Consider the following 13,011-nt stretch of genomic DNA (forward strand, 5'->3'; position numbering starts at 1 on the left):
CAGTCCCAGCACACCAGCTATGCCCCTGCCCGGCGCGGAATACCGGAAAATTGGGCAAACGGGATACCAAAGCTATATTGTGCGCCGGCGCGTTGTGATGTTGTCTGTACGCCGCGCACCCACCTATGGCCGATGGCAGAAGCGAGGCGATGGACATTGTGACGGTTTTGGCGATCGTCTTCGCGCTGGTGACGGCCGTTGGCGCGGCGGCACTGGCCGTCTCCGCATGGGCGGTCCGCCGGTTCCGCGCCCTGCCGATGCCGGTCCCCGCCCGGCGCCCGCCCATCACCATCCTGAAGCCGCTCTGCGGCGCGGAGGCGGAGCTGGCGGACAACCTGCGCTCCTTCATTCGGCAGGACTACCCGGCCTTCCAGATCGTGTTCGGCGTCCAGAACCCCGCCGACCCGGCCATCGCCGTGGTCGAACGGCTGGTCGCGGAGAATCCCGGCATGGACATGACACTGGTCGTGGACGCCACGCGGCACGGCACGAACCTGAAGGTCGGCAACCTGCTGAACACGCTGCGAAGCGCCAAGCATGACCTGCTGATCATCGCCGACAGCGACATCCGCGTGCCGCCCGGCTACCTGGACGCGGTCGCCGCCGATCTTGAGACGCCGGACGCCGGGCTGGTGACCTGCCTCTACACCGGGCGGGGCGCCGAGGGGCCCTGGGCGCGGCTGGGCGTCGCCTTCATCAACCACGGCTTCCTGCCTTCGGTCCTGCTCGGCCGACTGACGGGGCGGCGCGACGGCTGCTTCGGCGCCACCATGGCGCTGTCCCGCGCGACGCTAGACCGGCTGGGCGGGCTGGAGCGGTTCCGCGACCATCTGGCCGACGACTATGCGCTGGGCGCGGCGGTGCGCGAGCTTGGCCAGCCGCTGACGCTCAGCCCCTGCGTCGTCGCCACCACGGTGACCGAGCGCAACGCCAAGGACCTGATCGCGCACGAGATTCGCTGGATGCGCACCGTGCGCGCCATCGAACCGTCCGGCCACGCCGGATCCATCGTGACCTTCCCGGTCTTCTGGAGCGTCATCGCGCTGCTGGGGTCGCTGGCCGCCGGGCTGCCCGAACTGGGCGTCGCCTCCCTCCTTCTTGCCCTCGGCGTCCGGTTCGCCGCGGGGCGGATCATCGACCGCGCCCTGGAGCAGCCGGCGACGCCGCTGTGGCTGCTCGCGGCGCGTGACCTGTTGTCGGCGGGCCTTCTGCTCGCCAGCTTCTGCGGGACCACTGTGACGTGGCGCGACGCGCGCTACCGCGTGGATTCCGAAGGGCGGCTGCATTTCTGCGGAGAAGAATCATGATGCGGACCCTGTTCCTCCAGCCCCCCTCTTTTGACGGTTTCGACGGCGGCGCCGGGTCGCGCTATCAAGCGAAGCGGGAAATCCGGTCCTTCTGGTTCCCGACCTGGCTGGCCCAGCCGGCGGCGCTGGTGCCCGGCAGCCGCCTGATCGACGCGCCCCCGGCCGGCCTGACCATGGAACAGGTCCTGCCGCTGGCGAAGGACTACGACCTCGTCGTCATGCACACCTCCACCCCGTCCTTCGCGTCCGACGTCAAGGTCGCGGATGCGCTGAAGGCGGTGAACCCGAACCTGAAGATCGGCTTGGTCGGCGCCAAGGTGGCGGTGCAGCCGGAGGAAAGCCTGAACGACGCGCCGGTGATCGACTTCGTCGCCCGCAACGAGTTCGACTTCACCATCAAGGAAGTGGCGGAGGGCCGCGACTTCGCGACCATCGACGGGCTCAGCTACCGCAACGCCGAGGGCGTCGTCGTCCACCGGCCGGAGCGGGCCATGCTGGAAAACATGGACGACCTGCCCTTCGTGACGGAGGTCTACAAGCGCGACCTGCGGATCGAGGACTATTTCATCGGCTACCTGAAGCACCCCTACGTCTCGCTCTACACCGGCCGCGGCTGCAAGTCGCGCTGCACCTTCTGCCTGTGGCCGCAGACGGTGGGCGGCCACCGCTACCGCACGCGCAGCGTGGAGCATGTGGTGCGCGAGATCGCCTACGCGCGGGAGGCCTTCCCGCAGGTGAAGGAGTTCTTCTTCGACGACGACACCTTCACCGACGACCTGCCCCGCGCCGAGGCCATTGCCAAGGAACTCGGCCGCATGGGCGTCACCTGGTCCTGCAACGCCAAGGCGAACGTCCCGCGCGAGACGCTGAAGGTGCTCAAGGACAACGGCCTGCGCCTGCTGCTGGTCGGCTACGAGTCGGGCAACCAGCAGATCCTGCACAACATCAAGAAGGGCATGCGGATCGAGGTCGCCAAGCGCTTCACCAAGGACTGCCACGAGCTGGGAATCGCCATCCACGGCACCTTCGTGCTGGGCCTGCCGGGCGAGACGCCGGAGACCATCGAGGAGACCATCCGCTTCGCCATCGAGACCAACCCGCACACCATCCAAGTGTCGCTGGCCGCCCCCTACCCGGGGACGGAGCTGTACCGGCAGGCCATGGAGAACGGCTGGCTCGACACCGACCACGCGGAGCTGATCGACAGCCGCGGCGTGCAGATTGCTCCGCTGCACTACCCGCATCTGGCGCACACGCAGATCTTCGATTCGGTGGAGACCTTCTACCGCCGCTTCTACTTCCGCCCGCGCAAGATCGGCTCGATCGTCAACGAGATGGTGCGCAGCCCGGACATGATGAAGCGCCGCCTGCGCGAGGGCGTGGAGTTCTTCCAGTTCCTGAACGCCCGCAAGGCCGCCAAGGCCGGGTAATTCCATCGTGCGTCAACTCATCGTCACCGCCGACGACTTCGGCCTCGACCCGGCGGTGAACGAGGCGGTGGAGCAGGCCCACCGCACCGGCATCCTGACCTCCGCCAGCCTGATGGTCGCCGCCCCCGCGGCGGCCCAGGCGGTGGCGCTGGCGAAGCGGATGCCGGGACTGGGCGTCGGGCTGCACCTGGCGCTGGTCGATGCCGGCTCCATGCTGCCGGCCGAGGACATCCCGGACCTCGTGGATGCGCGGGGGCGCTTTTCCGACCGGCAGGCGCTGGCCGGATTCTCCTACTTTCTCCGCCCGTCGGTGCGCCGTCAGCTCGCCGCGGAGATCCGCGCGCAGTTCCGCGCCTTCGCGGCGACCGGGCTGCCGCTCGACCATGTGGACGCCCACAAGCACATGCACCTGCACCCGACCGTGGGGCGCCTGCTGGTCGAAATCGGGCTGGAGTTCGGCCTGAAGGCCGTCCGCATCCCCGACGAGCCCGGTCACCCCGCCCTGCTGTCCCCCTGGATCGGCCTGCTGCGCCGCCAAGCTCGCCGCGCCGGCCTCGCCATGCCCGACCGCGTCCACGGCATCCGCCACAGCGGCGCCATGACCGAGGAGCGGGTGATTGAGGTCCTCCAGGACCTCCCGGACGGCGTGACCGAACTCTACTCCCACCCCGCCACGTCGCAGACGCCCGCCCTCGCCGACCTGATGCCCACCTACCGCCCCGCCGACGAGTTCGCCGCGCTGGTATCGCCGGAGATCAAGGCGATGGTGGAGAGGAAGGGGATTCGGTTGACGGCCTATGGGGCGCTTTCCCTCTCCCCTCTGGGGAGAGGGTTAGGGTGAGGGGGGCCTGCGACGCTGGTACGTCCGGCAAAAGCACAACCCCCTCACCCGGCCCTTCGGGCCACCCTCTCCCCAGAGGGGCGAGGGAGATCCCCCTTCACCCTTCCTGCTTTGATGGCACCGACCCCAACATTGCCGGCAGCACGAACACCGCCGTCAGCAGCGTGCAGCCGAGCGCGATGCACAGCAGCAGCCCCATGCTCGCCGTGCCGGGGTGGTGGGACAGCGCCAACGTTCCGAAGGCGGACGCGGTGGTCAGCGCGCTGAACAGCACGGCGCGCGCCGTGGGCGAGGCCAGCGGCTCGGCATAGCCGGCCCGCCAGTTCACGACGAAGTAGATGTTGAAGGCGACGCCGATGCCCAGCAGAAGCGGCAGCGCGATGATGTTGGCGTAGTTCAGCGGCAGCCCGACCAGCACGCACAGCCCCATGGTCAACAGCAGCGCCAGCACCAGCGGCGCCACCACCAGCGCCACGTCGCGCACCCGCCGCAGCGCCAGCCCCAGCAACACGGTCACCGCGACCAGGGCCAGCACGGCGGCGCGCAGGAAGGCCGCGCTGATCGTGTTGCCCGATTCCTGAATGGTCACCGCCACGCCGGTGGCCTGCGGCGCCACGGCCTGCACCGCCTGCACGAAGCGCACGATCGTTGCGTTGTCGTGGCTGTCCCCCTTGGGGAACACCGTCACCCGCGCCTGCCCGTCCGGCGCCACATAGTCGCGGACGAGGTCCGGCGGCAGGCTGTCCAGGCTCACCGGCTGCGCGTCCAGGATGGCCGCGATGCCGTCCAGCCGCGCCTTCAGCCCCGTGGTCATGGCCGCGGCGGCGCGCTGCACCGTGGCGTCGTCGGCCTTGGCGAGCCGCTGCAGCGCCTCTGCCCGTTCCGCCGCGCCGACGCGCACAAGCTGGGCGGCGACCTCCGCGGCGGCCCGACGGATGTCGTCCGATGTCGGCGGCGGCTCCGTCCCGGCAAGCGCCAGGGTCGGGCCGATGAACTGCGCGGCGTCGGCCAGCAGGGCCAGCTTCGCCGGCTGGTCCTCCGGAACGAAACCGCTGACGCTGATGACCTCCCCCACCTCCGGCAGCGTGGACAGCTTGTCGGCGAGGTCCGCGGCGGCCTTCACGTTGGGTGTCACCACCTCCACCGAAAAGGGCGTGGTGCGCGGGTTGTCCATCAGGTCGCGCATCGTGGACATGGCCTCGGTGTGCGGGTTCTGAAGGTTTAGCGGGTTGAAGTCGAAATGCAGCCGCGTCAGCAGCGCGATGGACCCCAGCGCAGCCAAGCCAGCCACCACCAGAACCGCGCGGCGGTGCCGCAGCAGCGCGTGGTCGAGCGGCCGGGCCGCGGCGATGCCCACGGGCTCCCGCTCCGGCGACGGGTGGAAGAGGGTCAGCAGCGCGGGCAGCAGGGTCAGGTTCAGCACGACGGCGATGACCATGCCCGCCCCGGCGATCAGGCCCAGCTGCGAGACGCCCACATAGGCCGTCGGCACGAAGGCCAGGAATCCCGCCGCCGTGGTCGCCGCGGCCAGCAGCAGCGGCCGCCCGACCTCGCGCCCCGTCGCCCGCATGGCGGCGTCGGGCTCGCTGATTTCGAAACGCTGCTCGCGGTAGCGGACGCAGACCTGGATGCCGAAATCCACAGCGATGCCGATGAACATGACGGCGAAGGCGACGGAGATCGGGTTCAGCGTCCCCACGGCCAGCGCGGCGAAGCCCGCGGTGCACACCAGCCCGACCGCCAGCGTCACCGTGATCGGCACGATCAGCCGGGGCGACCGCACGGCCAGGAACAGGATCACCAGCACCAGCACGGCCGACAGCGCCAGGGACTCCTCCGCCCCCTCCGACACCGTTGCGAATTCTTCGTCGTTCAGCGCGACGGAGCCGGTAATGCGCACCCGCACGCCGTGGTCCGGCGTCAGGCCCAGTTGGCGCACCGTGTCGCGGATGAAGCCTGTCGGCTTGGCCGCCGCCTCCAGCTCGTCGAAATCCAGGATCGGCTGCGCCAGGACGAAGCGGCGCAACTCCTCCGGCGCGGGGTCGCGACCGGTCAGCAGGGTGGACCAGGCCACCGGCTCCGTCCGGCCCCGCAAGGCCGCGCCGACGGCGGCGCCCACGGCGTCGAGCGGAGCGGCGATCTGCGCCATGGTCGCTTGGTTGCGCTCCACCCCCTCCAGCATGCGGTCGAGCATGCCGAACAGGCCGCGCGCGCTGGGGTCGGCGGCCAGCACGCCGATCAGCGGCTGCGCCTCGATCAGCCGGTCGGTCAGCGCGCGGATTTCCTCGGTCGGCAGGAACAGGATGCCGTTGCGCTCGAAGAACGGGCCCGACCCCGGCATCCGCACCGTCTTGAACAGGTCGGGGCGGGTACGTAGCCGCTCCGCAATCGCGGTGGCGGCATGGTCGGCGAGGTCCGGCGTCTGCCCGTCCACGACGACGGCCAGCAGGTCCACCTCCTGCGGGAACAGCCGGTCGAAGGTCAGTTCCCGCTCCCGCCAGGGCAGGTCGGCGGCGATCAGCTTGGCGACGTCGGTGTCCATGCCCAGCCGCGTCGCGGCCGTCCAGCCCAGCGCACCCGCCGCGGCCAGCGCCAGGAACAGCACCAGAAGCGCGTGCCGGATGCAGGCGCCGACCAGGCGCTCAACGAAACGATCGATCATCGCCCGGTCACGTCTCGCGGTAGCCGAGCAGGACCAGCCCGACGAGCATGAAGCACACCGGCCAGACGATGCCCGGCAGGCGCCGTTCGCCCTCCGGCAAGCGGATCTCCAGCCAGCGCGCCCAAGCGCCGGCGACGCCGAACAGGGCCAGCGGCGTGTGGGTCATCTCGATCAGCAACTCCTCCCGGATGTTGGCGAGCTGGTGGGAGTGGGTGAGCAGCAGCCCCGCCCCCACGGCCGTCAACAGCGGGAAGACCATGGCGGTCCAGGCCTTCGTCAGCTTTCCGGTCCGCACGCCCCATTCGAAGGCAGCGAAGCCGATGACCAGAAGCACCAGCAGCCGGTGCTGGACCACCTCCGGGTCCCGGAAGCTCTCGAAGAAGCCGATGTCGCCCAGCGGCCAGCCCTCCGGGTCCGACCGCACCAGCAGGAAGGCGGCGAGCGCCAGAAACAGCAGCGGCCAGTGCCGCGCGATGGGCACGCGGCCGGTCTTCTCCAGCAGCGCGGCGAAGCCGACCGCCAGCACGATCAGGCCGGCCCAATGATGGTTGTATTCCGACCAGGCGATGTCGGCGGCGTTGCGCGGCGGCGGAGCGCCGGCGCCGGGGACGAAGGCGCGCGGGGCCGCTTCCTCCTCCGCCTTGGCCTGCGAGTCGAGCTTCGCCTGCAGGGCCGGGATGGCGAGGCTGCCGTGGTCGGGCGTGCTCATCGTCGGCCAGCGCGGCTCCATCCGCTCGGCAATCTCGTGCAGGGTGACGCGGTTGTCCTGGAGGTCCACGGCCGGCGGCAGGGAGGTCAGCGAGGCGGCGGCGAACAGGATGGTGAAGCCGATGCCGATCTCCGCCTCCGCGAAGCGGCGCATCCGCAGCGCGGGCGAGGGGCCGCCGCGCAGCGCGCGCTCGATCATGCGGAAGTTCAGCGCACCGAAGACGAGCAGGCCAGCGAACATGGTGGCCTTGGACGACAGCATCACGCCGTAGGCGGTGCCCCAGATGCCGCCGGGGTCGCCGACGAAGACCACCGCCAGCCCGATCCCGCCGATCAGCAGCGCCGCGACCGATGCCACCGCCATCATGGAATAGCGGCGGCCGACCAGCGCCCAGGCGGGCCGCAGGCCGATCCGCGACAGGGCGCTGACCAAATATGGAAGGCCGCCGATCCACACCGCGGCCCCCGCCACATGCAGGGCGGTGAAGGCCAGCAGCAGCGCGCGCTCCTCCGGCCGGGCGGCGGAATGGCTGGTCGCCACCAGGGCGCCCAGCAGCAGCACTGACAGCAGGGCGAGCGGCCAGTTGGCGCCCCGCCCCGCCACCGCCGCCAGGGCCAGCGCGGCGACGAAGGAGACGGCGCCCGCCACCACGAAATCCGCGCCGACGAGGTCGCCGAGCGGCAGCTCCGTCGTACCCTCCAGCACCGCCAGCCCGACCGCGGCGTCGGCGGCCACGACCAAGGCCAGCCCCAGCGCGGACCAGCGCAGGATGTGGCGGCTGCGCGTCTCGATTCCGTCGGAGAATCCAGCCAGCGCCGGCCGCAGCGGCTGCGCCAGCAGCAGCAGGAAGGCGCAGCCGCCCACCGCCATCATGGTGCCGACCAGCACCAACGCCCGCAGCATCACCGAAAGCAGGCCGAAGATATCGGTCAGCAGTTCCATGGCTTTATTGCACCTTCGCCTGCGGCGCCTGCACCTTGAACGGCACCACGCCGCGCGTGATGTGCCCGTCCACCGACAGCACCTGCCAGTTCAGCCGGTAGGCGCCGGGGGCCAGCCCGGTTGCCCGGCCGGTCAGCGCGTCCGCCGGGCTGTCCGGCGCGATGGGGACCACGGTCGGGCCGTTTTTCCCGGCCGACACGCTCAGCTTGCTGCGCGCATGGTCGACGCGGCTGTTGAAGCGCACCGACAGGTCCACGTCCGGCCCGGCGACGGTCCCGTTCTCCGCGGGCTTGGACTCCTTGATCACCGCGTGGGCGTGGACCGGCGACGCCAGCGCGAGCGCCAGCAGCCCGCCGAGCACGGTGAGTTTCCTTCTCCCCCCCGGGGAGAAGGTTAGGATGAGGGGGCGGCCGAAGGCCGGAAAAGCACTGCACCGCGCCAAGGTTTGCCCCTCACCCCGACCCTCTCCCCGGGGGGGAGAGGGAGATTTTGCAAACAGCATCATCCGATCCCCGACAGCCGGCCCAGCCGGGCGCCGCCCTGGTTCATCACCGCGCCGATGGACGAGGCCGTGCGGCCGTTGACCAGCGCCGCCGCGGCGGCGCCCAGCTTGCCCTCCGACAGGCGCGCGAAGGCGTCGCCCATCGCCACCGCCATGTGCAGCATCACGCTGGCGTCGCGGTAGCAGTCGGTCGTGCAGGCCTGGCAGCCGTCGCGCACCGTGCGGCTGGCGTCGAAGTCCCAGACGGAGCAAAGCGGCGCCGCCCAGTCCTCGCACCGCCACAGGTCGTAGTTCCAATCCAGGTAAAAGTACTTGTAGCCGGCCAGGCAGACGAAGCGTTCCTTCTCGCCGCGCAGGCGGCGCTTCATGTCGGCGACCGACGCGCGCGGGTTGTGCACCGGGAAGCGGTCACGCTGCCGGTCCACCGCGTCGAAGGCGGCCAGCAGCTCCGTCGGGCGCAGGTCGACGAGGTCGCTGTCCTCCGACCACACCAGCGAGGAGGAGCCCAGCTCCGCCTTGCGCGGGTAGGAGAAAGTGACGCCGCTGAAGCCCAGTTCCTTGAGGAAGTCCACCAGCGCGTCGTAGTCCGGGATCAGCTTGCTCATGGTCACCGACGCGACCGCGGACATGCCCAGCTTTTCCATGCGGGCGGTGCATTCCTTGATCCGCTCGCACACGCCCTTCAGGCCGCGGTTCTTCTCGTGCGTCTCGGCGTCGGCCGCGTCGATGGAGATGAACAGCGTCGTGAAGCCGGCCTCGGCCAACTCGTCCAGTTTCTTGGGCAGCAGCCAGCCGTTGGTGACCAGCGTCGGCTGCATGCCGTGCGCCATCGCGGTCCGCGCCATGGCGCCGATCTCCGGATGGAGCAGCGGCTCTCCGCCCATGAAGGTGACGAAACGGACGGAGGCGCGGTCGCGCAGCAGGGCCATCGCGTCCGCGAAGCGGTCGGCGTCCAGCCAGCTGCGGTGCTTCACATAGCCCTTGTCGTGGGCGAAGTTGCAGAATCCGCAGGTCGCGTTGCAGGCATTGGTGACCGAGATGTTGCAGATGGCCGGGCCGCCCCGCGGGATCAGCCGCAGCAGGTCCATCAGCCTCGAATCCTTTCCCGACATGCGTCTTTCCTTCAAGAGGCCGCTGTCGCGGCCGTAAACTTCCAACGAGGCCGCTCTCGCAGCGTTATAGGGTCAAGCGGCCGCCTTGACAGCCGAAAGTCGTTCCGACCGGCGCCACGCGACCAGCCCGGGCAGGCCGAACAGCACCTCCCGCGCGCGGCGGACCAGCGCCGTGGTCAGCGCCGGGGCCGCCGGCACGCCGACCAGCGCCGACACCGCCAGCACGGCACCCTCCTGGACGCCGATGGCGCCGGGCAGCATGAAGCCGGCGTTGCGCAGGGCCTGCGCCAAGCTTTCGATGATCAGCGCGTCGGTCAGCGACACCGGGTGGCCGAGCAGGGCCAGCACTCCGGCGATCTCCACCGCGCCCAGCATCCAGGCCGCGCTGTGCAGCAGCACGGCGGCGCCCAGCGCCTTCTTGTCCTCGTGCAGGCGCAGCACCGCCTGCTGGAAATCCTCGATCCAGGTCGGCTTCAGCGCCGGCCAGCGGCGCGATAGCCGGTTCAGCAGGGCCTCCAGCGGGCGCAGCGGCAGACGGCGCTGCAAGGCGACCATGGCGATCACGCCGGCCGCGGCAATGCCCAGGCCGGTGATGGCGAAGCCGGTCAGGCCGCCCTCCCCGTCGCCGCCGTCGCGGGTCAGCAGCAGGCCGAAGCCGGCGAGCGTGACGAACAGCTGCGACACCGCCTCCATCGTCAGGTCGACCGTCGCGGTCGCCCCGGCGACGCTGCCCGGCACGCCCTGGCGCGCCACCAGCCGCGCCGTCGCCGCCTGCCCGACCAGCGCCCCGGCCGGCAACAGCGCGTTCGCCGCCTCCCGGTACCAGCGCAGCGCGGTCATCGCCAGGATGGACGGGCGCGGCTCGATGTTGATCAGGACGCGCCAGGCGAGCCCCGTCAGGATGATCTGCGGCAGGTGGACGGCGGCGGAGATGGCCAGCGCGGCGGGCAGGTCGGTCAGCACCCGGCCGATCCCGGACAGGTCGTCGCGGTTCAGCAGGACGATGGCCAGCAGGGCAAGGACGCCCAGGACCGTCCCGTTCAGCAGGCCGCGCCGCAGCGTGCGCGCGTCGGCCTCCCCCGCCTGCGCGGGCGCGGCGCTTTCCTCGGTCGCGACGCGAGTCACGTCGCCCTGGACGTCGCTGGCCGCCCCTTCGCCTCCGTCGGCGCGGTTGGGGGTGGCGGCCGGTGTTCCGTGCAGCAAAACGCGTTTTCTCCCCTCCGGTGCGGTCCGTCGCGCGATACCATCGTCATCATGGTCGCCGGAGCGCCCTGCACGGTGATTCCCTGGGGAACCGGGCGGCCCAGCGCAACCCGGCCGCACGGCGGCCGGTGGGACAAGTATCGTACGGTACGCTACGCTCCGCCACCCCCAAACCGCCTTTTGGGCACCAACCCAAACCAAGGTCTGGGTCCGGCAGGCCGCGGGGATGGTTTCCGGTTGCGCTCATGAACGCGATTTCATGGAAGGGGATGGCCCGGCCGGCTGTTGGTTGCGGTGTAGCCGGCGCTTCGATCCCGCGCCCGGCAGCGCCACCGACCCCGGAAGGGAGCACAGGACCATGAAGAACCGCATTACCGCCGTGGCCGCCCTGATGATGCTCGTCAGCCCGATGGCCTACGCCGCCACCTCCGGCTCCACCACCAGCCCGCAGGCCGGCGCCGTCACGTCCGGTCCCGGCACCTCCAGCCCGAGCATGTCCGACCAGACGACGACGGGCTCCGCGACCACTGGGGCCACCACCCAGGGCACCGCGACCCGCCAGCACCACGCCAAGGCCGGCAGCTTCCAGGCGCTGGACACCAACCACGACGGCGTCCTGGACCAACAGGAATGGAAGGCGGCCGGGCGCAAGGAGACCTCCTTCAACCGAATCGACGCCGACCACAGCGGCACCCTGACTCCAGCGGAGATCAAGACCTACCGCACCGCCCACGCCCAGACGACCCACAAGCGTGCCCAGGGCTCGACGCCCACCAACATGGGTTCGGCCACCTCGGGCACGACCGGCGGCACAGCCCAGCAATAACGAAGGGCAAAAGCCCGCCCGACGAAAACCCCCGCCGGCCCCGCGGCGGGGGTTTTTCTTTGCTGTCGGGTTCAGCGGCGCCGGCCCAGGAGGAAGCCGGTCAGCGCGCAGCAGAGCGCGATGACGATCACCCGGACCGGAGTCGGGTCGTAGCTGACCACCCCGACCAGCGCCCCAAGGGCGCCCACCATCGCAATCGCACCGGTCACTCCACGCATGGGTCCGCCACCGAAATCAATTGCCGAATCAACCGCCCCACGACCGTTGGGCAACCGCCCGGCCGGGAACGGCGGGCGGGGAGCTGTGATCCCCGGTCCCGACGGCGTATGCACTCCGAAGGTAGCCGGCCCCCCTCAGAAACCTGCGCGTGTTACAGAATCGACACCAAACATATATCCCCGTATGCAGCCTTACAGCGAGTTTTCATAAAGTCGCTCGCAAAATTGTAATGTGTCTGTATTGTAATAGCACGCCCACGAACGACCGCCCCACGCGGATGCCGCCATGACGCCGACACGCAGCCCAGCGCCCCAGGATCCGGCCATCCGAGCCATCGCCGCCTTGCGCAAGCACAGCCGCGACTGCCGCAGCATGGAGACACGCCAGTATCTGGTGGCGGTGGAGCGGCGCATGGTCCAGCTCATCGATCTTGGCTTCCACACGCAGGCCGAGCATTGCGCGCCATCCTCCTGGGCCGCGGAATAGCCGTGATCACCGCGTGATAAACGCCCGGGACGCATGGGTGCAATGTTGCGCCGCTGAAACGCAGCGCGATTGATCTGAAACAAGGCAGACACACGCCGCTGGTATAAGCCTTTGCGAATGCAATTGACGCGAGGCGAAGACGGCATATGGCGCCGCCGGAGGATCAGCACGGCAAACCTAAGGAGCCATCTCTCTACCGGGAGCCGATTCACAGTCGCGTCCGACGGGTGCACCAGCGGGCCACGGCTCTGCTCAGCGACGCGCTCGCCCCCTTCGGGCTGACGCCGCCGCAATGGGCAGCGCTGGTCGCGCTTCAGCAGTCCGGCCCGATGTCGCAGATCGACCTCGGCCGCAGCATCGCCATGGACCCGGCCACCATGCAGGGGGTCGTCGTCCGGCTGATCTCCCGCGGCTTCGTCCTGCGCGGCCCCGACCTCCATGACCGGCGCCGAAACCTCGTCAGCCTCGTCCAGCCCGGGCAGGAGGTGCTGGCCGCTGCCGGCCCCGCCGTCGCCAAGGCGGAGCGGGACCTTTCCGCGCGGCTGTCGCCGGACGAGCAGGACACCCTGCTGGAGCTGCTGTCCCGGCTCGCCTCTTAACAGCCTCCTCCCACGCCGTTCCGATCCGCCCGTAGCCCGGCCCACGGTCGTACCCCCTCAGGGTGCGGCCAAAGGTCCGATGCGACACAAGTTATGCACACGCAACGGAACGCCGCGCTTGACTCTCACAGTGTTGCTTTTTTGTTTCTTCGGCCGTGAACGGCCTGCGAAAG

12 protein-coding genes are annotated in these 13,011 nt (G+C 70.1%); 6 read left to right on the plus strand and 6 right to left on the minus strand.

The annotated features are described in order from the left end of the window. Positions 1–149 precede the first annotated feature (149 nt). From hpnI to hpnK, 3 genes are read left to right on the plus strand one after another with little or no spacing between them, the layout of a single operon-like run. Complete coding sequence (gene hpnI / locus M2351_RS42510; protein WP_264661986.1) at positions 150–1,307, plus strand: bacteriohopanetetrol glucosamine biosynthesis glycosyltransferase HpnI; 1,158 nt, start codon at positions 150–152, stop codon at positions 1,305–1,307. Continuing rightward, positions 1,304–2,737: a hopanoid biosynthesis associated radical SAM protein HpnJ gene (hpnJ, locus tag M2351_RS42515; protein WP_264661987.1), complete on the plus strand. Its 1,434-nt coding sequence runs from the start codon at positions 1,304–1,306 to the stop codon at positions 2,735–2,737. Before hpnI ends, hpnJ begins: the two co-directional genes overlap by 4 nt. A 7-nt stretch (positions 2,738–2,744) precedes the next feature. Then, positions 2,745–3,578 (plus strand): hopanoid biosynthesis-associated protein HpnK, encoded by an 834-nt coding sequence (gene hpnK / locus M2351_RS42520; RefSeq protein ID WP_264661988.1) that lies wholly within the window; start codon positions 2,745–2,747, stop codon positions 3,576–3,578. Between the two features lie 97 nt (positions 3,579–3,675). Here hpnK and M2351_RS42525 read toward each other — a convergent pair whose 3' ends face one another. From M2351_RS42525 to M2351_RS42545, 5 genes are all read right to left on the minus strand, one after another. Then, a complete protein-coding gene (locus M2351_RS42525; RefSeq protein WP_264661989.1) occupies positions 3,676–6,240 on the minus strand; it encodes an MMPL family transporter in 2,565 nt (854 codons plus the stop codon). Positions 6,241–6,247: 7 nt separating this feature from the next. Then, on the minus strand, positions 6,248–7,891 hold the full coding sequence (locus tag M2351_RS42530) for a copper resistance D family protein (protein ID WP_264661990.1): 1,644 nt from the start codon (positions 7,889–7,891) through the stop codon (positions 6,248–6,250). A gap of 4 nt (positions 7,892–7,895) precedes the next feature. Continuing rightward, positions 7,896–8,252 (minus strand): copper resistance CopC family protein, encoded by a 357-nt coding sequence (locus M2351_RS42535; RefSeq protein ID WP_264661991.1) that lies wholly within the window; start codon positions 8,250–8,252, stop codon positions 7,896–7,898. Between the two features lie 140 nt (positions 8,253–8,392). Next, positions 8,393–9,505, minus strand: a complete 1,113-nt coding sequence (locus M2351_RS42540) for a radical SAM protein (protein WP_264661992.1) — start codon at positions 9,503–9,505, stop codon at positions 8,393–8,395. A 72-nt stretch (positions 9,506–9,577) separates the two neighbouring features. Next, the gene (locus tag M2351_RS42545) at positions 9,578–10,708 is read right to left on the minus strand and encodes a lysylphosphatidylglycerol synthase domain-containing protein (RefSeq protein ID WP_264661993.1); all 1,131 of its coding nucleotides are present in this window, start codon (positions 10,706–10,708) and stop codon (positions 9,578–9,580) included. A gap of 358 nt (positions 10,709–11,066) precedes the next feature. Here M2351_RS42545 and M2351_RS42550 point away from each other — a divergent pair, with 358 nt between their 5' ends. Next, complete coding sequence (locus M2351_RS42550) at positions 11,067–11,534, plus strand: EF-hand domain-containing protein (RefSeq protein ID WP_264661994.1); 468 nt, start codon at positions 11,067–11,069, stop codon at positions 11,532–11,534. A 71-nt stretch (positions 11,535–11,605) separates the two neighbouring features. On the opposite strand, the gene M2351_RS42555 is transcribed toward M2351_RS42550, so the two are convergent. Beyond that, the gene (locus M2351_RS42555) at positions 11,606–11,752 is read right to left on the minus strand and encodes a hypothetical protein (protein WP_264661995.1); all 147 of its coding nucleotides are present in this window, start codon (positions 11,750–11,752) and stop codon (positions 11,606–11,608) included. Positions 11,753–12,038: 286 nt separating this feature from the next. Between M2351_RS42555 and M2351_RS42560 the strand changes: the two genes are divergently transcribed. Next, positions 12,039–12,239, plus strand: a complete 201-nt coding sequence (locus M2351_RS42560) for a hypothetical protein (protein ID WP_264661996.1) — start codon at positions 12,039–12,041, stop codon at positions 12,237–12,239. 146 nt (positions 12,240–12,385) lie between these two features. Continuing rightward, a complete protein-coding gene (locus tag M2351_RS42565) occupies positions 12,386–12,838 on the plus strand; it encodes a MarR family winged helix-turn-helix transcriptional regulator (RefSeq protein WP_264661997.1) in 453 nt (150 codons plus the stop codon). Positions 12,839–13,011 lie beyond the last annotated feature (173 nt).

This window comes from Azospirillum canadense, assembly GCF_025961225.1.
In the GTDB taxonomy this organism is placed as follows: domain Bacteria; phylum Pseudomonadota; class Alphaproteobacteria; order Azospirillales; family Azospirillaceae; genus Azospirillum; species Azospirillum canadense.